The 23,893-nt window shown below is 37.3% G+C and carries 17 protein-coding genes; 7 read left to right on the forward strand and 10 right to left on the reverse strand.

All coding sequences use genetic code 11. The annotated features are described in order from the left end of the window. Positions 1 to 250 precede the first annotated feature (250 nt). Both ACFSAH_RS04350 and ACFSAH_RS04355 read left to right on the forward strand, forming a co-directional pair. On the forward strand, positions 251 to 1,402 hold the full coding sequence (locus tag ACFSAH_RS04350) for an MFS transporter (RefSeq protein WP_379661475.1): 1,152 nt from the start codon (positions 251 to 253) through the stop codon (positions 1,400 to 1,402). A 9-nt stretch (positions 1,403 to 1,411) separates the two neighbouring features. Continuing rightward, positions 1,412 to 1,834 (forward strand): secondary thiamine-phosphate synthase enzyme YjbQ, encoded by a 423-nt coding sequence (locus ACFSAH_RS04355; protein WP_379661476.1) that lies wholly within the window; start codon positions 1,412 to 1,414, stop codon positions 1,832 to 1,834. 72 nt (positions 1,835 to 1,906) lie between these two features. Here the strand turns inward: ACFSAH_RS04355 and ACFSAH_RS04360 are convergent, their stop codons facing one another. The 4 genes from ACFSAH_RS04360 to ACFSAH_RS04375 all read right to left on the reverse strand — a co-directional run bounded on the left by ACFSAH_RS04360 (position 1,907) and on the right by ACFSAH_RS04375 (position 5,879). Further along, complete coding sequence (locus ACFSAH_RS04360) at positions 1,907 to 2,653, reverse strand: DUF4397 domain-containing protein (protein WP_379661477.1); 747 nt, start codon at positions 2,651 to 2,653, stop codon at positions 1,907 to 1,909. A 172-nt stretch (positions 2,654 to 2,825) separates the two neighbouring features. Next, a complete protein-coding gene (locus ACFSAH_RS04365; protein ID WP_379661478.1) occupies positions 2,826 to 3,122 on the reverse strand; it encodes a YtxH domain-containing protein in 297 nt (98 codons plus the stop codon). Positions 3,123 to 3,187: 65 nt separating this feature from the next. After that, complete coding sequence (locus ACFSAH_RS04370) at positions 3,188 to 4,279, reverse strand: SGNH/GDSL hydrolase family protein (RefSeq protein WP_379661479.1); 1,092 nt, start codon at positions 4,277 to 4,279, stop codon at positions 3,188 to 3,190. Between the two features lie 37 nt (positions 4,280 to 4,316). After that, positions 4,317 to 5,879, reverse strand: a complete 1,563-nt coding sequence (locus tag ACFSAH_RS04375) for a glycerol-3-phosphate dehydrogenase/oxidase (protein WP_379661480.1) — start codon at positions 5,877 to 5,879, stop codon at positions 4,317 to 4,319. A 157-nt stretch (positions 5,880 to 6,036) separates the two neighbouring features. On the opposite strand from ACFSAH_RS04375, the gene ACFSAH_RS04380 reads away from it, so the two are divergent. The 5 genes from ACFSAH_RS04380 to ACFSAH_RS04400 all read left to right on the forward strand — a co-directional run bounded on the left by ACFSAH_RS04380 (position 6,037) and on the right by ACFSAH_RS04400 (position 11,490). Next, a complete protein-coding gene (locus ACFSAH_RS04380) occupies positions 6,037 to 6,804 on the forward strand; it encodes a DeoR/GlpR family DNA-binding transcription regulator (protein ID WP_379661481.1) in 768 nt (255 codons plus the stop codon). A 115-nt stretch (positions 6,805 to 6,919) separates the two neighbouring features. Further along, the gene (locus tag ACFSAH_RS04385; RefSeq protein ID WP_379661482.1) at positions 6,920 to 7,543 is read left to right on the forward strand and encodes a TetR/AcrR family transcriptional regulator; all 624 of its coding nucleotides are present in this window, start codon (positions 6,920 to 6,922) and stop codon (positions 7,541 to 7,543) included. Continuing rightward, positions 7,544 to 8,872 (forward strand): TolC family protein, encoded by a 1,329-nt coding sequence (locus ACFSAH_RS04390; RefSeq protein WP_379661483.1) that lies wholly within the window; start codon positions 7,544 to 7,546, stop codon positions 8,870 to 8,872. Positions 8,873 to 8,892: 20 nt separating this feature from the next. Continuing rightward, positions 8,893 to 9,930, forward strand: a complete 1,038-nt coding sequence (locus ACFSAH_RS04395) for an HlyD family secretion protein (protein ID WP_379661484.1) — start codon at positions 8,893 to 8,895, stop codon at positions 9,928 to 9,930. 12 nt (positions 9,931 to 9,942) lie between these two features. Next, positions 9,943 to 11,490 carry a DHA2 family efflux MFS transporter permease subunit gene (locus ACFSAH_RS04400; protein WP_379661485.1) on the forward strand — a complete coding sequence of 516 codons (1,548 nt, stop codon included), beginning with the start codon at positions 9,943 to 9,945 and terminating at the stop codon, positions 11,488 to 11,490. Positions 11,491 to 11,650: 160 nt separating this feature from the next. Here ACFSAH_RS04400 and ACFSAH_RS04405 read toward each other — a convergent pair whose 3' ends face one another. The 6 genes from ACFSAH_RS04405 to ACFSAH_RS04430 all read right to left on the reverse strand — a co-directional run bounded on the left by ACFSAH_RS04405 (position 11,651) and on the right by ACFSAH_RS04430 (position 23,860). Continuing rightward, positions 11,651 to 14,470 carry a family 78 glycoside hydrolase catalytic domain gene (locus tag ACFSAH_RS04405; protein WP_379661486.1) on the reverse strand — a complete coding sequence of 940 codons (2,820 nt, stop codon included), beginning with the start codon at positions 14,468 to 14,470 and terminating at the stop codon, positions 11,651 to 11,653. 16 nt (positions 14,471 to 14,486) lie between these two features. Next, complete coding sequence (locus ACFSAH_RS04410; RefSeq protein WP_379661487.1) at positions 14,487 to 15,803, reverse strand: beta-galactosidase; 1,317 nt, start codon at positions 15,801 to 15,803, stop codon at positions 14,487 to 14,489. A gap of 27 nt (positions 15,804 to 15,830) precedes the next feature. Then, on the reverse strand, positions 15,831 to 17,372 hold the full coding sequence (locus ACFSAH_RS04415) for a beta-N-acetylhexosaminidase (RefSeq protein ID WP_379661488.1): 1,542 nt from the start codon (positions 17,370 to 17,372) through the stop codon (positions 15,831 to 15,833). Positions 17,373 to 17,459: 87 nt separating this feature from the next. Next, complete coding sequence (locus ACFSAH_RS04420; RefSeq protein ID WP_379661489.1) at positions 17,460 to 19,370, reverse strand: RagB/SusD family nutrient uptake outer membrane protein; 1,911 nt, start codon at positions 19,368 to 19,370, stop codon at positions 17,460 to 17,462. Positions 19,371 to 19,386: 16 nt separating this feature from the next. Beyond that, complete coding sequence (locus ACFSAH_RS04425) at positions 19,387 to 22,740, reverse strand: TonB-dependent receptor (RefSeq protein WP_379661490.1); 3,354 nt, start codon at positions 22,738 to 22,740, stop codon at positions 19,387 to 19,389. Positions 22,741 to 22,897: 157 nt separating this feature from the next. After that, a complete protein-coding gene (locus tag ACFSAH_RS04430; RefSeq protein ID WP_379661491.1) occupies positions 22,898 to 23,860 on the reverse strand; it encodes a FecR family protein in 963 nt (320 codons plus the stop codon). Between the last annotated feature and the right edge of the window lie 33 nt (positions 23,861 to 23,893).

Here is a 23,893-nt window from a genome sequence, read left to right on the forward strand (position 1 = left end):
CCAATACCTCTAAAAATGCCAAGTTGACAGGGTGTTATTTTTTATTTGTCTCACTTTTTTTACCTTCTACAATAATTATTGGTATCAATCTTGTTAGGTATAGACTGTCGATGATCCTATATCTTACCCATGACATTTCGGTTTTGGCTCTGTAGTATAACAGAGCCAACCAAAGCCGATATTAAAATTACTTAGTTATTTTATTGCGTTCTAAAATTGTGTAAGTAACTTTACCTCCTCAATCATTAAAATGTACATTAATACTGTTCCTCAACAAAAACATATCCGTACTGCCTGTAGTATTTTTTTCTTTATTTCTGGTTTTGGCTATTCCAGCTGGGCGTCCAGAATTTCTACCATTCAGCAGCAGCTTCATTTAAATGAGGCTCAATTGGGAACAGTTTTATTTGCCATGCCTGTTGGTTTAATATTGACTCTTCCTCTTACCAAATTACTTCTAAAAAAACATAGCAGCAACAAGATTATGCTCATTGGAGCTTTGGCTTTTAACATAATTTTATGTCTTCCGGGTTTCACAAACTCTATATTACAATTAATGGCAGTGTTATTTGGTTTTGGTGCTTCCAGAAACCTAATGAACATTTCTATGAACGGACAATCTGTAGCAGTACAGTCTTTTTATAAAAAATCTATTATTACTACATTTCATGGGGTATGGAGCATGGCGGGTTTTGCAGGCGCAGGAGTAGGTTACCTTATGGTTGCAAATAACATAGGCACACACATTCATCTGCCTATTGTTGGCGGCATCATGGTATTACTGGCTTTATTTAGCTATCCGCATACATTGTACCAAGAACCGGTTCCTGAAAAACCACGTCCTGTTTTTTCTTTGCCAGACAAATCTGTTCTTGGTTTTGCCCTGATTTGCTTTGCCTGCATGGCTGCCGAAAATGTGATGTATGATTGGGCCATAATTTATTTTGAAAGATCTACTGCTACAAGTTCTTCTTTTGCCATAACGGGCTTTGTTGTATATATGGTATTTATGACGATGGGACGTTTTGGAGGAGACTTAATTGTTCATCGGTTTGGCATTGTGAATATTATTAAGATAAGCGGATTGTTGGTTTTCTTCGGACTTCTTTTTGCTTCATTATGGCCTACTCCATGGGTTATCTTTCCTTCTTTTGCCATGGTGGGTCTGGGGGTTTCTTGTATTGTCCCTCTTATTTTTAGTTTGGCCGGGAAAGATAAAAGTGCCAATAGTGCCTCACAAGTGGCGTCCATATCAACTATTGGCTATCTTGGTTTTCTGGTGGTTCCACCTTCGGTAGGTTATTTGGCGCAAGCCACCAGTTTAAGATGGTCTTTTGGCATCCTTAGTTTTTTAGGTATGTTAATCTTTATATTAGCCATTAATATCAAAAACAAAAATTAATACCAACTTATGAAGTTCTTTCAGAAAAACATATCATTAGCAGCTAAATCACGTGGTTTTCATTTGATAACAGAAGAAGTATTAGCGCATATCCCTGAACTGAGAGAGGTAGAAAAAGGCATGTTTCAGTTATTTATCCAACATACGTCAGCCTCACTAACTTTAAATGAGAATGCAGATTATACGGTTCGTAAAGATTTTGAATCGCACTTTAATAAGATGGTCCCAGAAAATGCACCTTATTATTTACATGATTACGAAGGTGATGACGATATGCCCGCTCATATAAAGTCTTCATTATTGGGAGCATCAGTAAACATTCCTATTTCTAAAGGTAGACTAGCGCTGGGAACATGGCAGGGAATTTACCTTTGCGAACATAGAAACCATGGCGGGAGCAGGCGATGTGTAGTTACGTTTTTTGGCGTATAAAAAAATCCTATAGATGAGTTCACCTATAGGATTTAAATAGTTAATCATTACTTATCTTACTATTGAGTAGTATTAGTTAGTACTTCTTTTTATGCTTGGCTTAAGATCGTTACTTGTTGCATCTTTACGACCAGTAACATATATAGTATAGTTTTTACCTGCTGAAAAGGTCATCGCATTGCCTGTTTCCTCTTCGTATCCGGCTCCGTCTTTAACCTTTAAAGTATATGATTTTGCTGGTATTTCGTTAAATTTAGTATAACCTTTAAAGTCAACACCGGAAAACAATGTACTATCCTGAGCTTGTTCCTCTGTTCCTTTGCAAATCAAATCTAATTCGCCCAAATCTGATACTAAATGAATAAATCTTACATTAGCTTTACCTGCAGATGGAGATTCAAGCTTATCATTAACCACTAATATTTCTGGTTGAGTCGGTTCTCCATGTAAAAATGCCGAATAAGTACTATCTTTCTTTAAAGTAACTACAGCCGTTCTAATTGTATCAGTTATAGCTGTCATATTTTCTTTATAAAAAGCAATACTTAATTTTCCCGAACCGGAAAAAGAAAAAACATTATAGCTGGTATTCAAACCATAACCTAAGCCACTATAGTATCTTTGTTGATTGGCTATAAAATCAACTTTAGGTTGTGATACATAAGTATTATAAGCAGCTATACCTCCAAAGTCCGGTTCAACATATTCTGTGTTTTTATTCTTTAAACATGATGATAATGTTACCGTTGCTGCTACAACCAGCGCCCCTCTCAACAGATTATTTCTCTTAATCTTGTTTAATAACTGTAGATATTTCATAATTCAATATTTTTTCAAATAAATTTTAGATACACTGACCTTAACGTAAGCTCTTCCGTTTCTGATACAACGTATTTATTTTTTTTTGACTAATGCATAAAAAGAAAAAGCCTCTCGCATTTGCAAAAAAACAAATACAAGAGGCTTCTCCTTTATTTCACACAATTAATACCTAAGATTTCGCTTCTTTCAGCTTGGAATTGACATCTTTAATTTTGTCTTCTGCATAGGAAGAAATCTCTGATGCTTTTTTGGCTACATATTTAGATGCTTTCTTTGACATCTTGTTCATTTTATCCGTCTGATCAGACAGTACAGATTTCATTTTATCATTATAGTCCTTGGCATTGTTCACCATCGAATTCCAGCATTCTTTTCCATTCTCTGTTTTCAACAAATACCAAACTGCCCCGCCAATTGCCGCTCCTACTAAAATTGCTGTTGTTAGTTTTGATTTTGAGTTTTCCATATTCATAGTAATTAATTTGTTTCGTTAATGAATTAATAACCATGCCAATACCTTGCCAAAACCAATTACTTAATCATAAATTCTCTATATTTTTTTAAAACATTCAATACCTCCGGTTCCAACTTTTGAAGCATTCTGTCAAAACCAATATCATTCGGGTGTGTACCATCCACCGTTGCCTCGTGATCTGTTCCCAATAAATTTTCGGCAGTAATAAAATAAAGATCCTTTACTCCCTGTCCTTTCAATAATTCATATTGTTTTAATATCTCCTCATTTTGCTGGCTCACTCTGGCACCTACACTTTTATCAAAGAAACCATGTTCTCTCACAATAGTTTGTACTATAATAATTGGAGCTTTGGGATATCTGGACCGAAGGGTTTTTACTAAATATGATGTACGTTCCTTGATCTCTGCAGGGGAAGAATTGGGAATACAATCTAGTATATAAGCATCAGCAGGCATATCTGCCAGCATATCTACAACTGCTTTTTCCATTTTTGCACTGCCACTCAACCCTATGTTAACAAAATTAAATCCGGTAGAACGACTTAGACGAGCAGGATACGCCATGCCGGGCCTGCTTGCAGAAGCTCCTTGCAAAATACTGGAACCATAGATAACAATCTTCTTTTTGAATGGATTTTCTAACTCAGTAAACGAAGCATTTTCATCAACCCCAATCTCTAAGCTTTTTGTTTCATCATATAATGGCAAATAAACCAAACACTCTTTTTCAGAGTTATCCATATTTTTCACCAAATCATATTCAGAGCATGTAGCATTAGGTCTTCCCACTCCTGCAAATTGCCATTTTTCATCTTTCTTGATATACAAGTCCAGACCTTTATAGGCAATCGCAGTCATATTCGATGAAGTTTTTTTATTGGTTACGCACCACTTGGCAGAAATAGAAGTACTATTGGTTTTAAAAGTCACAAAAAGTCCTGCCGAATTGGTCAATAGGCCCTTAACTCCTTTTGGCATATCGGGATATTTAACGGTATCAACTCTATGAAACTCACTTTCTGTGTTGGCCCCTTTCCCCAAAATGGTCAGTGTATTAAACTTTGTCTTTTTTAGATTTTGTGCATTTCCGTTGAGGAAAAACAGAGGCAAACAAGCTGCCGTAATAAATAATTTTATTGCTTTCATTAACTTAAGTATAACGACTAAATTACAGGATAAGGTTTTACTTTAACAAATATCCTTTAGCTAAAGTGGTAAAATCTGCTATTTGCTGTGTTTCCCATTCTTTGCTCATATTCAATTCCGAAGCAATCAAAGCCGCCACTTTAGGCGCCATATCTATAGCTGCTTTTGCATCTAAAAACAAAACTCTTAGTCGTCTGGCTAAAACATCCTCAACGTTTCTGGCCATCTCATTTCTTACAAACCACACCACCTCTGCTCCGGTATAAGGAAACTTACTATCCAGTTCTTCTGCTAAAGATGGATTGGAATGACTAAGTAATCGAATATTTTGCGCATCACTACCATAAATATCCAAATAGGTTTCTGTTTTTTGCGTGGTATAACCATGAATTTTCAGATTCTCGGTTACACATTCCTTCATTGAAAGTGCTGCTGTCTTTATTACCTGATCTATGGTATCTTCTGCCATTTTCCTATAAGTAGTCCATTTCCCTCCGGTAATGGTTACCAATCCACTTTGGTTAACAATAAGTTTATGGCTTCTGGATATCTCTTTGGTTTTACTGGTTGATTTATCTGGCGCAGCTAATGGTCTCAAGCCCGCAAACACACTCAACACGTCTGCTTCTGTAGGCGCCTTTTCCAAGTAAGCTCCCGCTGTTTGTAAAATAAATTCAACTTCTTTTTGCAAAGCTCGGGGTTCTAAGCTATGGCTATCTAACAAAGTATCTGTTGTACCCACCACCAGATGTTCATGCCAGGGCACCGCAAATAGTACACGCCCATCAGAAGTCTCAGGTATCATTAAAGCTGAATTTCCTTTCATAAAAGAGCGATCCAGAACTAAATGTACTCCCTGACTTGGTCTAACCATAGGTTTCCTTCCCGGAGTATCCATACTCAGAATATCATCAACAAAAACTCCGGTAGCATTAACAATTGCTTTGGCTTGAACGGTATATTTTTGGTCGGTTTCTACATCTAATAGCTCCAAACCATTTAATGTTCCTTTATCATCTTTTGAAAGTGATACTACTTTAGCATAATTCAAAACAGAGGCACCGTTTTCAATAGCTGTCTGCGCTAAATTTACCGCCAGTCTGGCATCATCAAATTGTCCGTCATAATATTCTATACCTCCTGCCAGGTTTTTACCCGAAATCCCTTGTAAAGAATCAATCACTTTCTTTTTGTTCAAATAAACCGAACTTCCAAAACTAAATCGACCGGATAACCAGTCATACATCTTCAATCCTATCAAGTATTTTGCCTTGGAGAACCAATCGAAACAAGGAATAACAAAAGCTTGCTTATTAACTAAATGTGGTGCATTCTGAAAAAGCAGCCCTCTTTCTTTTAGAGCCTCTCTAACCAAAGCCACATCGCCCTGTGCCAGATACCTTACCCCACCATGTACCAGCTTTGTGCTCCGGCTTGATGTTCCTTTCGCAAAATCATATTGCTCAAGCAATAAGGTTTTATATCCTCTGGATGCAGCATCAACAGCACAACCTAATCCGGTGGCTCCACCACCAATAATTACAATATCCCATACTGCCCCATCTTGTAAAGACGCTACCTGCTCCTGTCTAGTTTTCATAGTTGTTATTCATATTTTTACGACAAAAAAGAAATATATAGCAATTATACGAAACTTAAAAAGAAACAAAAAATAATATTAATCTCTAAATTATTATTTTGTTATTTTTTTACCCTTAATTAGGTTAACTTTAGGAAATTTTAACATAGATTCATATATGCTAAACATTGCAGAACGACATCAAGTTATCATTAACAAACTACAACAAGAAGGATATGTTGCTGTCGTAGACCTTTGTAAAGAACTAAAAGTTTCTCCCGTAACAATAAGAAAGGACTTAAAACTTCTGGAAAAGAAAGGACTTCTGTTTAAAACTCACGGAGGAGCAACTCAACAAAACCCTTATACCGTAGACAGGCCTGTAAACGAAAAAGAAAAAATACAATCTATAGAAAAACTAAAGATTGCAAATGTTGCTGCTCAACTGGTACACGACAATGATTCTATCATTATTGCGTCGGGCACAACGGTACAGGCTCTTGCAAAAGCAATTCACGTAAAAGGAAATTTAATTGTTGTTACCGCAGCATTAAACGTTGCTTTAGAACTCATTAAAGAGGATAATGTAGAAATTATTCAATTAGGTGGCGTACTGCGTAAAAGTTCCACATCCGTTACGGGAAATTATGCAAAAGAGGCCTTAAAAGATTTTTTCTGTTCTAAACTATTTTTAGGTGTAGATGGTATTGATCTGGAATTTGGACTTACCACAACCAATTCCATGGAAGCACAAATAAACAGAGAAATGATTAAAGTTTCTCAAAAAACTATTGTCTTGGCCGACTCTACTAAATTCGGAAAAAAAGGATTTGGGAAAATATGTGGTTTTGAAGATATAGACCAGATTATTACCGATTCTGGAATTACCGAATCTACTGTAAAGGCATTAGAATCTATGGGAGTAGAAGTGACTATTGCAGAGTAAAAAGCTACAATTAGAACACACTTCTTCTTTTCTTTTTCAGTCATCCAAAAGTATTTTTTTTGAATACTTTTTTTCACGGCTCAAAATTAATCGATCGATTGATTAATTTTGAGCCGTGAAAGAAAAAACAGACAAAAAAGAAATTATTCTTGATGTTGCCGAGCAATTATTTTCTGAGTTAGGTTACGATGGGGCCTCTACAAGACATATAGCCAAAGAAGCCGGCGTAAACATCTCTATGCTCAATTATTATTTCGGCGGTAAAGAAGGATTATTTCTGAATGTCTTTGAACGTAGAGTATCTAGTTTCAGACAATACACAGAAAACCTTAACAACACCTCTATTGATCCCTGGCAAAAGATCGAAAAATGGATAGCGTCGTATTGCGATAGGATAACCACTCATTTTTGCTTTCAAAAAATAATATATCGGGAAATCACACTTGCTCAAAGAACAGATTTATCGGATGCTCTTTATGAGATGTTACTCAAGAATATTAACGAAATTAAAAAGATAATCACTGATGGTATTAGCAAGGGTAATTTCAACGATGTAGATGTTGACATGCTGATTGCAACGATCTTCGGTACCAAAAACTTTATTGTAAATGCAACCTATTTATCTTCAAGAGTCACTGGTGTTGATACCTCGGATCCTCAGGTTTTAGCAGATATAGTAAGACCTAGACTTTACAACCACATGGTAACACTTTTAAAAGCTTATTTAATAAAACAATAGATGAACATCAATTACAGAAACAAACACTTGCTCATTCTGAGTTTAAGTGTTTCTATGCTGAGCTCCTTCGCCCAAGAGAACAAAAAACTAAGCTTAGATGAAGCTTTAAATCTAGGACTAGAAAACAGCAAAACACTTAAACTCTCCCAAAAAAAGATAGATGAAGCCGTATCTGTCTACAACCAAAGCAAAGACGCACAACTACCAACCGCTAAAGCGGGTATCACCTACAACCACGCAGAAATACCATCTCACACCTTACAAATAGGGAGCTCCAAACCTATAGAACTTCCAAAATCAGCAGACGCTATTTTAGGTAACCTATCTGTTGAACAACTGATATTTGGAGGGAACAAACTCAGGTATGCCCGGGAATCAACAGACCTGTTAAAAAAAACTGCGGAACTCAATCTGGATAAAGATAAAGAAGAAATATCTATAGCTATTATAAAAACTTACCTGAACCTGTACAAACTACAGGTGAGCCAGGCCGTTGTCAGACAAAACATTGTAGCTATAGATAAGCAAATAACACAAACGCAACGATTTTTTGAACAGGGATTGGTTACTAAAAACGACCTGTTACGATTACAATTGCAAAAAGCAAACATTGAGCTTACAAGATTAGATATCCTTAAAAACGAAAACATTGTTAATTATGACCTTGATATCTTATTAGGATTTCCGCAAGAGCAAAAAATTGAAACCACTAAATCTGAGACAAGCATATCGAAAAACGGCTCGCTAGCTTCTTATATAGCTCTTGCACTAAACAACAGACAAGAAATTAAACAAGCCGACAATCAGGTAAAATTGGAAGACATTAATTTAAAAAGTGTTAAATCTAATTTATTACCTACTCTGGGTTTAGGCATCAGTGCCTATTACATCAATCCAAATGGCAGTTTTATTCCTAAAGAACAACAATTTATAGCCCCAATAAGTGCTGCGGCAAACCTATCGTGGAACTTTGGAAACCTTTGGACCAACAAGCATAAAGTAACTGAGGCGTCTATTAGAAAAGACGAAAGTCTGATTCATAAAGAAATGTACGTAGACAAACTAAAATCAGAAGTTAACGAAAGTTTTCAGAATTACGACCTGGCTATACAGAAAATAGCAATCATTCAAACCTCTGTAGACCAGGCAGAAGAAAACGACAGAATTGTACAATCTAAATACACCAACAGCACTGCATCTATAACAGACCGAATAGATGCCAATACACAGTTATTTCAAACTAAAATCAATTTAGAATTGGCAAAAGCAGATGCCCAGCTAGCTTATTATGATTTATTGAAATCATCCGGACAACTTTTTACAAAATAATCCAGCCTATCAACACAACAATGAAAAAGAAATCATCAAAACCAAACAAGATCATCCCAATTATACTTGGTATCATTATCATCATAGGTGCTTTTATAGGGATTAAAGAATATATATATTTTAGCAAACACATAGATACAGATGATGCTCAGATAGATGCAGATATCAGTCCTGTTATTGCCAGAGTTGGAGGTTATGTGGACTCCATTTACTTTGAAGAGAACACTGCAGTTAAAGCAAACCAGGTAGTAGTAAAATTAGACGACCGGGATTATAAAATCAAATTAGAGCAGGCATTAGCCGGTATAAAATCAGTACAAGCCAATATCAATGTGGGTGAGTCTGTAATCAGCTCTACAACGATAGGATTGGGTAGTGCTTCTGCAAATGTTGATGCAGCCAAAGCCCGGGCAACCAAAGCCAATCAGGATTTTATTCGTTTCCAGAACCTGATCAAAGATGGATCTATTACACAACAGCAGTTTGATTATGCTAAAGCTGAAAAAATAGCAGCTGATGCTCAACTGGAAGCTGCAAAAAACCAGTACGAAGTTGTAAAAAAACAAATTGGCACCAGCCAATCTCAATTAAGCGCCACACAAACCGGTCTTGCACAACATCATGCAGATGTTGATTTTGCCAGTCTGCAATTGAGCTATACTGACATTAAAGCTCCTGCAACGGGAATAGCTTCCAAGAAAAACGTACAAATTGGTCAATTGGTTCAACCTGGACAAGCGCTCTTTTCCATCGTTAACGAAGGCAGTTTGTATGTAACGGCTAATTTTAAAGAAACACAGGTTGAAAAACTAAAAGAAGGTCAGGAAGTAGAAGTTATAGTAGATGCCTTTCCGGATATTACACTAAAAGGTGAAGTTTATAATTTCTCACCTGCTACCGGAGCTAAATTTGCTTTGTTACCACCCGATAATGCTACCGGAAACTTTGTTAAAGTAATTCAACGGATTCCCGTAAAAATCAAAATAGACCAAACTAATAAAATTATAGAAAAATTACGCCCCGGAATGAGTGTGAAAGTTTCTGTTCATGTTGGATAAAAACACCAGTCGATGGCCGAAAAAGGATTAAAAAAATGGGTAATTACCATTACCGTAATTACCGCCTCTTTACTTGAACTGATAGATACAACTATTGTGAACGTATCTTTACCCCAGATTCAGGGAAACTTAGGCGCAACTCTTGAAGACATAGCATGGATTACAACAGGTTATGCAGTAGCAAACGTAATTATATTACCTATGTCGGGGTGGCTGGGAGATAAATTCGGAAGAAAAAACTACTTTCTCACTTCAATTATCATCTTTACCATAGCTTCTTTTCTTTGTGGTAATGCTGTAAGCCTGGAAGAATTAATAGCCTTCAGGATCCTGCAAGGACTTGCGGGTGGTGGACTAATATCTACCGCTCAGGCAATTTTATTGGAAACTTGGCCGCCCGAAGAAGTGGGTACCGCCACAGCCATGTTTGGTTTAGGCGCAGTAGTTGGACCTACCTTAGGCCCTACTATTGGTGGATATATTACCGACCATTTCTCCTGGCCCTGGATATTTTATGTAAATATCCCAGTAGGTATTATTGCTGCCTTCAGCGCTTATTTATTTATAAAACCAACAGCCAAGGAAGCTGCCGGAAAACCAATAGACTGGTGGGGAATCATATTGTTAGCCGTTACCGTAGGCAGTCTGCAAACTGTTTTGGAAAAAGGTGAAAGCGAAGACTGGTTTGCTACTAATTATATTGTTGTACTTACTGTTATTACAGTAATTGGAGGGCTATTATTTGTTTGGAGGGAATTGGGAATAGACCACCCTGTAGTGAACCTAAGGATATTAAAAAAACAAAGCTTTTCTATTGGTATGTTTACCAGTTTTATTCTCGGCTTCGGACTTTATGGGTCCGTATTTGTATTCCCCATATTTTGTCAGAACCTGCTCGGATTTTCGGCTTTACAAACCGGAGAAATTCTTTTACCGGGTGGTCTCGCTACCATTATGATGATGCCCTTGATTGGTAAAATGCTAAAACGTGGTGTCCCGGCTCAGTTTATGGCAACAGCCGGTCTCTTATTGTTTTTTGTATTTCTGATGATGCTTAATAATAGCACCTTATCTTCAGGAACATCAGATTTCTTTTGGCCTTTGATTATTCGTGGTCTGGGACTAAGCTTACTTTTTGTTCCTTTAACAACTTTAGCTATACAGGATCTGAAAGGAAAAGAGATTGGACAGGGAACAGGGTTAAACAATATGTCCCGACAACTTGGCGGGTCTTTTGGTATTGCTGCATTAACCACCTTTATACATCTAAGACAGGGTTTACACCGAAATAATCTATTGGTTAACATTAACGAATATAATACTGCTTTTGTAGAAAGGTTTAACAAGTTAATCGCTGGCTTTGTAGCCAAAGGTTATAGTTACCTGGACGCAAAGACTGCTGCACTGAAAGCAATTGAAGGAACAGTTATAAAACAAACCTATCTTTTAACTTATCTAGATGCATACTGGATTGTAGGAATTATTATGGTCTGTTGTATTCCTTTATTGTACCTGCAAAAATTTAAGAAAAAGGTAGATATTCCAAGCGATTTACATTAAAAAAAGGCGGCTGTCTCATAAACAGGAATGTCATATTGAGCGGAGTCGAAATATGCCTTGAATCGCACTATACAGGCTTCGACTCCGCTCATCCTGACAAAAAAACACTAATTTCAGACGGCTCCTTTTAAAAATAAAATAATCTATATTAAACCGACCTCTATTTCATAGATTTAAAATTATATCTCCCCGGCAGTAGTTCGTACTGTAAATAATTTCCTTGCTTGGACAAAGTTTTTACCGTTTTATATTTTTTAATATCGACTGCTTCTTTGGGTTGCAATTGTAAAATCCCGATACTATTAGGAGGAACAACAACATTTAGCAATAGCTGATTTCCTTCTCTTTCCCAATCAACCTCAATAGTCCCTACAGGAGAGTCAAACTTTGTTTTTGTCTTATTAATATTAATTTCTGCTGCCTGAGAAACTGGAGGTCTTATTATAAAATGTTTAAACCCTATATAATCCGGATGTCTTCTGATCCCCCCCATTCCGTCAATAAACCAAGCTCCCGGATATAAATAAGAGCTGTGTAGTAAAGAGTGTCCGGGCAAATCTTTTTCCCACATTTCCCAAATTGTTGTAGCATCATTATCTCTCATATACCCCCAACTTGGATAGGTTTTCTTTGACGTCATGGCGTAAATCAGATCATCCCTTCCTTCGTCTCTTAACAGTTTAAACAAAAGAGCTCCTCCCGTAATTCCCGCATGAATATGTCCGCTTCTAACTTCAAGAATCTCTTTTTCTAATCTTTTAAGAACTTTTTCTCTTACTTCATGCGGAGGAACTTCTGCTAACAACGCCGCCGCAAGATTTGACATAGATCCATCAGAATAGCTATTATCTTTCTCTTTATAAAACATAGCATTCACAGCCTTTGAAGACAACTCTGCCTGCTTCGTCCAGGCCGCAGCTTCTTTATCACGACCAATAAGATGAGCTATTTTAGCTGCTGTCCGCAAATTAAAGATGTAATAAGAGTTATTCAGGCACAAGTTTTCCGGAGAGTCATTATTCATTCCTTCTGCTGTGGCATTTGGCCATAGCCAATCTCCCAGAAAATCCCATTCTCCACCAAATCTTCTTAACAGGTTACCTTCTACATGGGTATCTAAAAAAGACAACCAGCCTTTCATCATTTCGAAATTCTTTTCCAAAGCCTGTGTATCTCCATAATGTTGATACATAAACCAGGGCAATGTAATTACTATACCGCCCCAGGCAGGACCGCCACCGCCCCAAATAGTAGGTGCTGTATGCGGTATTACACCATTGTTTAAAAGACGGCCACTGGTAACCTTTTTTCTCGCATAACTGGTGTCCAGCATATCGCCAACCATAGATTCTGTTCCCTGTACATCTCTCCAATCCTCCATCCATTTGGTATAAAATGCCCCCATGTGATAATTAAACATGCCTGTCTCACTCGTTGCGTGTGCATCTCCTCCGTATCCCATGCGTTCTCGCTGCGGGCAATCCACAATAAAACCTCCTAAAGAAAGATTTTCAAAGGTCCATTTTATACGATCATACATCCAGTTTTGCAGCGTATCAGAACTTTCGAAATTCGATGCCGTCTTAAAATCTGTTCGTACCATCCAGCCTTTTACATCATCTATTGTCAAGGGCTTTTTCAATCCACGGATTGTAATCCACCTTCCCGAACTATAATTAAAGCGATTTTTAAACGTCCCTTTCCCACTATTATTAAGTACATAAGCACTATGAAGTCCAAAAGTAATATCGTTTTGCTTCCTTTCTGAATATTGAAATGTAATCGTATCACCCGGGGTACCGTTCACATTTACACTGGTCCATCCCGCAAAATTTACGCCCATATCTACACGATAAGAACCATCGTTTCTTTTTTTAATACTAATAGGTTTTATTTCTTCAAAAACACGATTAGGTTCTACTGTTTGGGCAGACATAATAAGTTTGGTAGGATAAACAGTCGAATATTTCCATTGGCTTTCATCACAATTTACCTGATTCCACGATTCATCTTCTTTTCTTGCGTCCCACAATTCTCCTCCCATACGTTTGAAGTCCCATTTACCCACAAGTTTATTAGGACTAGACTTTGTTTTCCAGGATTCATCCGTACAGATATTTATAATTGGTTTCGCATCAAAAGATGGATTACTTACCTCATAAACAGCAACCTGTGCTTTTACTATGGGGGTAAGCGGACGATCGTCATTTAAAATATAACCTGGAAAAATAGACCATGATGTTCCTAACCAGATAGCAATAACATTTTTACCTTTAACCAGCTTTGAAGCAATATCGTAAGCTATATATCTGGCTCTTTTAGTATGATTTGACACCGCGGGAGCTAAAACATGATCTCCTATACGCTCGCCATTTACATAAACTTCATGATAACCTACCGATGCTACCAAAAGTGTTGCCTTACCCGGTTTTTTATTCACTTCAAAGGACTTACGAAACCATGGATCTGATATATTATTGGTTGCAGCATAACGATCATATAATTCTTTACTACCAATCCATTTGGCCATCCATTCTTCCTGATGGAGTAAACCGGTACTCCATAAAGTTGATTTACTCCAATTAGACTCCCGCCCTTTTTCATCCTTCACCTTTACTTTCCAATAATATGTTCGGTCTGAGTCTAGTTTTTTACCGTTGTAATTGATATGCTGCATCTCATCGGATGTAATCCATTTACTATCCCATACATCCCCTATGTTTTTATTTAACAAATCTGGATTTGAGGCAACTAAAACTCTGTATGCCGTTTGCATTTGTCCGTAATCTGACTCACGAACAGCTTGCAGAATCCAACTCAATCGAGGCTTCAATACATCCAAACCTCGGGGGCTTTCTAAGTACTCGCACCGAAGCTGAACAGGTAATACGGAAGCAACCTGATTTTGCGAAAAAGAAGGAATAATATTCACTAATATTATTGTACATATCAAAAAAAGCTGCCTGTATATTCTCTTCATTTTTAGAAAAATTAAATTAAAACTCTACAAAAACGGCATCTCCTGCCTTTATAGAAAAATTCAGTTTATTATTAGAAGGAGTTTCTTCTGTCATAACTTTATTTTTCCAGACCTTAACTTTGCTTACTGTATTTTTTAAAGAAAGCGTCACATTTGCATCTTTTTTGGGTGTTAAAGTGGTTATCAACACTTTGTTTTTACCTTCTTTAGACTTAAAACATCCTACAATATTATCATCTCCGGAAACTGATACAACTTCTCCATAATCATACAAAGGTTCATACAAACTATAAGGAGTTGTAGCTGTTTGTATAACGCCTTCCGCATGGCACTCTAATAAAATTTTTCCAACCGGATTAATATCAGTATTCAATTTTTTCACATAATCGTAGCGCGCTGTTTTTTGTCCGTTTAAACCAATCAAAGCTTCTCCAAAACTTTCGCTACCATTACCGGGCGACCAATAACAAAAATATTGTATTCCTTTGGCACCAAAAGCAAGGTTTGACCATACCTGCCAGCGAATATCGGCTTCGTTAGGTTCTCTTTTGTCCGGCACTCCTGGTGTTCCGGAGATAGACAATGTTTGAATAAATGTCCAAAAAGGAATTTCCTGAAACCTGGATTTTGCTCTGATGAAATCCAGATTAGAATAATAATCTTTGGCTATTGTACCATCTGTTAATAGCGGGTAGCTATCATACGATAAATAGTGTGGCGACATAGTCTGCATCCATGAGTTAATATAATCTGCATAACTGGATGTCTGAATTCCGCCGGTTGCATAAGACGGCAGTAAGTTAACATGCCAAAGTTTATCAGGATAAGTTTTCTTTAAAGCAGAAACAAAGGCTTCAACAGCATTAAAAAGAGGTTTTCCAGGTTCATCCATCAGCAATTCTCCAGCAAGAGCCGGATGATTTGCATAGGGTTTCATACCATCTGTAAATTTCTTCAATAAAGCCGGATCTGGATTCTTAGCGTATTTTGCAATATCTTCTGTCACTACTCCACGGCTCGCAAAGTATTTCAGACCATGTTCTTCACAATAGTCTAACACATTCATTATTCGACTATTACTATTTTCATGAAAATAAAATCCATTTACAAAGTTTATCCCACATTCTTTTATTTTTTTATACTCGTCACTTGTCTGATTATTTGCTGGAGGTGTTACCCACAAGCCTATGGCTATTTCTCCAATATTGAGAATATCATAACCAGAAGTGTTATTTGTTGGTATTTCCTCTCCATTCTCATTGCCAGAGTTTTTTTTACACGCCGCAAAAAGCTGCATTACACTTAAGGTAATCACAATCAACAAACTTTTCATAACTTTAAATATATCAATGTTTTACAATTATTTTAATTCGATTTTCGGAAGATTATACCCCTTTGCTTCCCATTTAGCCATTAATGGTTTAAGGTTTTTTAAAAAACGGTTATACGATTTATTATCTTCACTTGTCCATCCCAGCTCGGCATAAGCCGCAATCCTTGGAAAGGCCTGATACTGAATTGTAGCAATGTCTGGAACCCATTCTGTCCAAAGCTGACATCCCAATCCAATTATTGAAGAGTTTTTATATCCTTCTGGCACTACCTGAAAGGCATACGATCTTTTAAGCGGCAACTGCTCATAAGAATAATCTAAATAAGTATCCTCACAATAAGAGTTAACAACTTTATATTTGTTGTCTAACGCAAACTTTAAAATATCCTTATTACCTGTCCAGAATTGTACGACCGCATTCTTTGATAAGCTCTGAGACGTTTTTCCTGCATCTTTTTGCCATGCATGGGTATCAACACCTAGAATCTCACTCCATCCAATGATACTTTTTCCCAATTCTTTTTCTACAAAATCACTAATCTCGTTTGTAAACTTTACCTGCACATCTTTATAGTTCTTCAGGTTATTCTCTTCCATATACTTTGAAATGTTTTTGGAAGCTTTCCACTGATCGTGTTTCACTTCATCCCCACCTATATGAATATAAGGCGCTGGAAAAAGAGGACTAATCTCTGCAAGTACATCTTTAAGAAACTGAACGGCTTTTTTAGAGGACGGATCAAAAACATTTAACATCACTCCAAAACGGGTAGGCACTTCTATTGGCTGACCAGTAGTACCCAACCAGGGATACGATGCAATAGCAGAAGAAGCATGTCCTGGCATGCTAATTTCTGGAATCACCTGAACGCACCGTTCGTTGGCATACGCCACAATATCTTTAATATCTTGATGTGTGTAATAGCCCTGATGTGGTTTACCATCAAATTTATTACTTTGATACCTTCTTAAAAATGCGTCATAGGCAGCGTTTCCTGTCTCTCCCGGTACTTGCAGATTAAGATCTTCAATTTGTGTGCTGTCTCGTTTAGAGCCAATTTTAGTTAATAATGGATATTTCTTGATCTCAACTCTCCACCCCGCATCATCTGTCAGGTGCCAATGAAAAGTATTCATCTTCAAGGCTGCCATTTCGTCAATCATCTTTTTCACCACTTCTTTACCATGAAAATGTCTTGCCTCATCCAGCATAAAAGCTCTCCAGGAAAATGTGGGCTCATCAATAATGCGAACACGTGGCAACTGTTTATCAGAGACCAGTTGCCTTAATGTTTGCAGTGCGTAAAAATGTCCTTTTCTGTTAGACGCATGAATGGTTATGTTATCAGAATCTATATTTAGCCTGTACCCTTCCTCGTTGGTAATCTCAGAGGAGTACATAAAAAAGACCTTAACACCTTTACTTTTTTGGGAGATACCAAAATCATTCTGGAAACAATCATATAATTGTTTAGCCATCACTTTTTCGCCGACTACATTAACTCCTTTAGATAGGTCACAATACCCATCTAATACCTGTACTTTGTTTGGATAGGGTATGATATTCAAAGTATCTTTTGCGCCGAACGCGCAAAAAACACTGAACAGACAAAAAAGAATCGACAATTGTATTCTACGTATCATCATTTAACTTTTCTAATTATAATCTGGATTCTCCTTCAAATTTGAATTTTGACCAGTTCTTGTTTTTGTTATTGGGAAATAATAGCACCTCTTAGGAAATGTAGGTCTCTGGTCTCCATCTATTTCGTCGTGTATAAGTACCTTGTATTTCCTGGTAGTATAATCCAACACATACTGTATTCCACTGAATGACCGGGTTAGCTTTGTTTCAGCTTCACGCCATCTGCGCAAATCCCAGTAACGGTGGTTCTCAAAAGCAAGTTCTATACGTCGTTCATGACGAATTTTCTCCATATCAATAGAGGTTAACTCTTTTATGCCTGCCCGGGATCTAATCTCATTAACAGCCAATAAAGCATCATTAGGCTTAGACAATTCATAAGCTGCTTCGGCATAATTAAGATAGGTTTCTCCCAATCTAAAAATGGCATAATCTGTACGCGATTCCATCAACCATATCATATTATTTGCTGTCGGATCCAGGTATTTCATAATCCCAAATCCGGTATTTAAAATACCTGTTGATGCATGAAAGTAAGATTGATCTCCAACGGCAGGCATACCTTTGTATGATGCCGTAAATGTTGTTAACATGGTTCCATCTTCTGTAATTAACCCTCTGTGGAAATTGATGGTGTCTTTACCAAAATTACTGGCAACGGCATCTCTCCATGGAGTCCCATTTGTCCATATAGACGCATAAAACCGTGGATCTTTACCATCCCATAATTCTTTCATTGTCCAAAGACGAGACTGTACATAATTTCTATCCAATGTTCCTGGTCGTCCATCAGCGTATTCAAAAGCTTCAACTAATTCCAGATAAGGTGCCTGATAATTTCCTTGTCCCCAAACAGATGGTCGGGGAGCGTGGCAAATATCCCATGACCATGTACTCGTTCCGCCTCCCGGATCAAAACTTTTCCCGCCATGTTGTTTCGCCATAATAATTTCTGAATTTCTCTTCACCAGAAAAATATTTTTGAAATTCTGTACGCGAGCATCTACATTACTCCCCTGTATATCTGCTTTATAAAGACTAAAAGGACCTTCCTTTATAATTTTATCCGAAGCATCATAAGCCATCTGAAAATATGCAGAAGACAAGCCTGAAGGCAAACCTGTTAACTTATTTGCGTGAAGGGTACCATATTTTGCTATACTGCCGGCATAAAGTGCCGCTCTACTGTGTAATGATAGTGCAGACCAACTTGTCGCTCTACCATATTCGTCCTGAACAGAAGGTAAAATCTCGGCTATTTCTTTGGTTTCCTTCAAAATAAAATCCCAAAGCTCCTGTTCCGTATTTCTTTCAGGATATAATAAACTCTCAGGAGAGTCTAATTGAGGTACAGTAGTTAACAAAGGTACACCACCATATCTTTTCACCATGGCAAAATAACAGAAGGCTCTTAAAAATCGGGCTTCGGCAACTCTGGTTGCTTTAAGTCTTTCATTTAATGGAGAAGATGGTACCCGCTCAATAAATTCATTCAAATTTCTGATGGTATAATAAGCATTATCCCACCATTCCATAACTCCACCATCAATAGAAATTCCCCAGGCTTTTTCCGCAGCCACGTTAGCCCAGGCTCCTGAAGTATATTTGGCTTCATCACTAATTTCTATAGACAGGCCCGGACCAAACGTCTGTGCACTATTTCCAAACCAATACCTTAAATTGCTGCTACGTGGGTCCCGGTTCATGGGCGAACCATCCCAACTCGAAAACACGGTAGTTGCATCATTAATCATTACAGGTGTGTAAGCATATTGCGATAAAAGAAATGCATCAATAAGCGCAGGATCTTTCCATACTACAGCATCTGTAAACCTATCCAGAGGTGCCTTCTCCAGTAAGCTATCTTTACAGGAACTTAGCAAACACCCTAAAAAGATTATTATTACATGAATTTTTTTCATATCTATATGTATTTTATCAATAGTTTAAACTTAAGCCCATACTAACAGTCCTTTGTTGTGGATAATAGTAGGCAGGTGTTCCTTCAGGTGCCTCTGGATCTACACCAAGTTTGTTAAGATTACTTAAAGTAAAGAGGTTTGTTCCCGCCACATAAACACGTAGCTTACTCATTTTTAAAGTCTTCAACAGCTTTTCATTAAATTCATACCCTAATGAAAGGCTTCTCAATCTCAAGTACGAAGTGTTATGATTTCTATAATCAGAATACCACCAGTTTGCTAAATTTTTACTTCCTGGTCGGGGAACAAGAGAATTAGGATTGTTTTCTTGACTGGTCCACCTGTTTTCGTATTTCAATGTGGTTGGTGCAGATTCCAAATCTATATAAGTGGTATAACCAAATGCTCCCTGGAAAACTCCATTCAGGTGGAAATTCTGATAAGACAAATTAAGTAGTAAACCAGCCATCCAGTTAGGCATTGTGCCTTTTCCTATTTCAACCTGATCTCTCCAGTCTAGTTTCCCATCTCCATTAGTGTCTACATATTTAACATCTCCCGGGCGGATGCCATCATTCCCTCCTAATTCCACATAGTTAAAACCCAATGCCCGAATTTCATCTCCTGAGGTAAAAAGACCATTAGAAACATAACCCCAACGTTCATCTGTCCACTTGCCTGTATTTCTATAAATTCTATCCTGATCCGGATCAACATAAACAGGTTCATCAAACTTAACCCATTTACTTCTTGACCAGGATATGTTTCCGGCAATATCATAAGAGAATTTATTGATCTTTCCTTTAGTACCGATTTCAAGTTCGAACCCTCTTGTATCAATACTATTCATATTTTCTAATGGCAGTGCGGCGCCAAAAGAAGAAGGAAGGGAGTTTACTCTATACCCAGGGATCCCTTCTCTTAATCTGTAAAAACCTTCTACAGTTCCGTATATTTTCCTGTTCAGCAAAGAAAAATCTAAGCCCACATTATAGATACCTAGCTTTTCCCAGGATAATTGAGGATTAGCTAATCCTGTTAAATAAAGTCCCTGATAAATATTGCTTCCCATGATATAAGACATATCGTAAGAGTAACCCGCATAATATTGATAATTTCCTATTCCGTCATCTCCGGAATGACCGGCACTGGCTCTTAGCTTCAGATTATCTACAACCTTAGATTTTGCAAGAAAACCTTCCTGAGAAAGCACCCAGCCCAATGAAACACTAGGGAAATATCCCCATCTGCCATCTTTAGGGAATTTTGCTGAAGCATCTGCTCTAAAAATCGTCTCTATCAAATATTTGCCTTTATAACCGTAGTTTATACGGCCCACATAACTGGTACGCCCCATTTCCGATGCAGAACCATTATTTGACGCTGTTGTAGGATCTCCTACAAAAAGCTGGTCCACTACTTCCGAAGTTAGATCACCTCGTTGTGTATCAAAACCTTCGTTATTATAATTGATTCTCTCGTGAAGTAACATGGCAGAAACACGATGTGCACCTTCAAAAGTTCTTTCATAAGAAAATGAGTATTGTTGAGTTAAATCGCTGGAACTTGATGCTCCTAAGAAAATCATAGTTGGGTTTGCCGATTTTCTTTCAAAAATATACTCGTCTGTTGCGGCCCTGTAAGAATAAAAATCTGGTTGTTTCCTAAATATCTTCGAAAAACCGGTACTGCCACTATAATTAATAAAAGCTTTAAACTTTAACCCTTCTACATTTTTAAAATCATAGGTTAGGGCAGAGTTTAAACGTAGGTTTTTATTATTACTTCTGCTGTACCCAGCCAATTCACGACTGGAAACAAATAATGCATTTCCTGTTGAGCTACCCGCATAAGAAAGCATAGATTCGTCTGGCAAGTATAAAGGATATTTAGGATCACTATCATACAAAGCATTATAATAATTTGAATGACCTAAATTCATAGAAGTGAAATCTCTGTACTCACCTATATAATTAAAGCTGGACGAAAGCTGCAAACCTTCTAAAAGTTTTGCATCCATTGTAATCTGTGTATTCAGACGGTCGTAGGCCCCACCATCATGCCTGGCTATAGTGGTTTGTTTATTATATCCTACATAGGAGAAAAAGTTAACCTTATCACTTCCTCCGCTTACAGAAACATTATGATTTTGCTGAGGTGCCCATGGACGTATAGCTGCCGAAAACCAATCTGTATTCAAATAATCAGGATTCGTCCCTTTATAAAACTCTTCAATTTGAGACAATGTCCAGGGTATTTGAGAAGCTGGTAACCCTGCGTTAATGTGTGCTTCGCGATCCCATTCTGCCCGTTGACCAGAACTTCCTGTTGGTATTAAGGTCATAGAATTCTGCATAGTTTGCGAAACATTAGCTGCAATACTTACTTTTCCTTCTTTTCCCTTTTTTAAAGTAACCAATACCACACCGTTCCCTGCTCTTGCTCCATATATAGATGCAGCCCCATCTTTCAAAATTGATATCGATTCAATCTGACCCGGATCTATATTTTCAAAACTTGTTTCAACCCCATCAACAATAACCAAAGGACTATTAAAACCTCTGATACTCAACTTTGAACCATCTGCACCCGGTATTCCCGAGGTTTGCTTAGTCCTCAATCCAGGCAATTGTCCCGTTAATGCATTGGTCACATTAGTAATTGGCGCAATAGTTAGGTTTTCAGTTTTTATAGAAGAAATAGAACCTGTAAGATTACCCTTCTTTTGCGTACCATATCCTACAACTACTGTTTCTTCCAAAGCGTACACCTCATCCTGAAGTACAATTTCATAATTAGACAAACCTGAAAGATAAACAACCTGCATACCATAGCCCATGTAAGAAACAATCAATTGTCCTGTAGCAGGTGCTTCAAGGCTAAACCTCCCCTCAACATCAGCAACTGCTTTCATTTTTGAATTTTGGACCTCAATCAAGGCCCCGCTTACAGGTTCTTTTTGGGTATTAAGTACAATACCCTTTATTTTCATTAGTTTTTGTTCCTTATCTGAAAGGCCGCTCTTTTGTATTGCTTTTTTTTGGGAAATGATGATATTTTTCGACTGGATCTGATAGGTAATCTCCTTTGAATGGAAAGCCTCATCCAGAATTTCTGCAATTGTAGCATTCTTTTTATTGACGCTCACTTTTGTTTTACTGACCTGATCGTCCAAAATAAAAAAGGAGAACTTAAAGTCTTTCCCCAACCGGTCAACCAACTGCTGAACAGTCACATCACTCAACTGGATGCTTCTTCTCAACTGCTCTGGCTTAACCTGAGCAATAACGAACGTAGTGTTCCACATAAGCAACAGCAAAGTCATCTGAACAATCTTTTGCCTGAGACCATTAATGATTTTATTTTTCATATAAATTGTTTATTCTATAGAATATTTTAGACAAAAACCTCCCCTTTTGCCCTCAATAAGTGCAATTCAAGTGATATAGGTGCTAACAACTAGCTTAAAATTTAACTAAACTCTAAGGTTTATTTTATAGTGTGTGTATTATAATTTAGTAACTACTTTATCTCCCGCTAATATTTATGCTATTGGTTTTATCAATAACATACGTAAACTTTAGCTCTCCTTTTAATGCTTCAAGAATATCTTCTATAGGTTCTTCTACCAGAAATGACGCCGACACAATACGACTTGCCAACTGATTATCTGAAACCTGAATTTTTCTATTATAAATTTCTTCAAGCTTGCTTACAAATGTTGCAAAGGATACGCCCGAGTAATTAAACCTTCCCGATACCCAGGCTGTATTCATCTGAACATCACAAGCATATCGATCAAACTTAGATGTCGATACATTGTATCTCAATTCTTCATTCGGACGAAGCGTTTCTTTACAGCCACTTGATGTAAACAATACAGATCCTTCTACCAAAGTAGCTACCACATCGTTTCCTTGTGTTTTGATATTGAAACTTGTACCAAGTACCCTGGTCTTTGTTCCTTTAGTCTCGACCACAAAGGGCCGAGACTTATCTTTTGCTACCACAAAGTATGCTTCTCCTTCCAATTTCACATTTCTAAATTTGTCTCCATAATCCGGAGCCAGGGAGATAGAGCTATTTTTATTTAGGGTTATTTTTGAACCATCCGCCAAAGTGTATTCAACCGGAACAGATTGAGCAGCATAAGTGTATGTACTTCCTACCTGCTCCTTATACATATATATTAAGGCACATGTAGTTACAAAGAACAAAACCGCTGCCGCTACAGCAATTCTTAAAGAACTTTTCTTAACGACAGGCTCACTGTCGTTAGCTTTAATTCTCGCCATAATTTTATCTGTAACCTGCTCTCTGTCATCCATTAATGTACTTCGGATATCTGCATTCCAATATTCCTTCAGCTGATTATATGTAAAATCATAATCAGGGTTATCAGCCAGAAACTGACGAAATTCTTTTCGTTCTTCTTCTGAGGCCTCACCAGAAAGAATTTTTGACACTAACACAGAATACCTATCTTCCATAACAATTAATAAAACACTTCTTCCTGTAAAGAC

It is taken from the genome of Pseudopedobacter beijingensis (assembly GCF_042678145.1).
In the GTDB taxonomy this organism is placed as follows: Bacteria; Bacteroidota; Bacteroidia; order Sphingobacteriales; family Sphingobacteriaceae; genus Pseudopedobacter; species Pseudopedobacter beijingensis.

Excerpts from the sequence above, each read along its gene's own strand:
- ACFSAH_RS04375 (WP_379661480.1), bottom strand. The coding sequence starts at position 5,879 with ATGAAAACTAGACAGGAGCAGGTAGCGTCTTTACAAGATGGGGCAGTA.
- ACFSAH_RS04420 (WP_379661489.1), bottom strand. The coding sequence starts at position 19,370 with ATGAAAAAAATTCATGTAATAATAATCTTTTTAGGGTGTTTGCTAAGT.
- ACFSAH_RS04400 (WP_379661485.1), top strand. The coding sequence starts at position 9,943 with ATGGCCGAAAAAGGATTAAAAAAATGGGTAATTACCATTACCGTAATT.
- ACFSAH_RS04405 (WP_379661486.1), bottom strand. The coding sequence starts at position 14,470 with ATGAAGAGAATATACAGGCAGCTTTTTTTGATATGTACAATAATATTA.
- ACFSAH_RS04360 (WP_379661477.1), bottom strand. The coding sequence starts at position 2,653 with ATGAAATATCTACAGTTATTAAACAAGATTAAGAGAAATAATCTGTTG.
- ACFSAH_RS04395 (WP_379661484.1), top strand. The coding sequence starts at position 8,893 with ATGAAAAAGAAATCATCAAAACCAAACAAGATCATCCCAATTATACTT.
- ACFSAH_RS04430 (WP_379661491.1), bottom strand. The coding sequence starts at position 23,860 with ATGGAAGATAGGTATTCTGTGTTAGTGTCAAAAATTCTTTCTGGTGAG.
- ACFSAH_RS04390 (WP_379661483.1), top strand. The coding sequence starts at position 7,544 with ATGAACATCAATTACAGAAACAAACACTTGCTCATTCTGAGTTTAAGT.
- ACFSAH_RS04355 (WP_379661476.1), top strand. The coding sequence starts at position 1,412 with ATGAAGTTCTTTCAGAAAAACATATCATTAGCAGCTAAATCACGTGGT.
- ACFSAH_RS04350 (WP_379661475.1), top strand. The coding sequence starts at position 251 with ATGTACATTAATACTGTTCCTCAACAAAAACATATCCGTACTGCCTGT.
- ACFSAH_RS04425 (WP_379661490.1), bottom strand. The coding sequence starts at position 22,740 with ATGAAAAATAAAATCATTAATGGTCTCAGGCAAAAGATTGTTCAGATG.
- ACFSAH_RS04370 (WP_379661479.1), bottom strand. The coding sequence starts at position 4,279 with ATGAAAGCAATAAAATTATTTATTACGGCAGCTTGTTTGCCTCTGTTT.
- ACFSAH_RS04380 (WP_379661481.1), top strand. The coding sequence starts at position 6,037 with ATGCTAAACATTGCAGAACGACATCAAGTTATCATTAACAAACTACAA.
- ACFSAH_RS04365 (WP_379661478.1), bottom strand. The coding sequence starts at position 3,122 with ATGGAAAACTCAAAATCAAAACTAACAACAGCAATTTTAGTAGGAGCG.
- ACFSAH_RS04410 (WP_379661487.1), bottom strand. The coding sequence starts at position 15,803 with ATGAAAAGTTTGTTGATTGTGATTACCTTAAGTGTAATGCAGCTTTTT.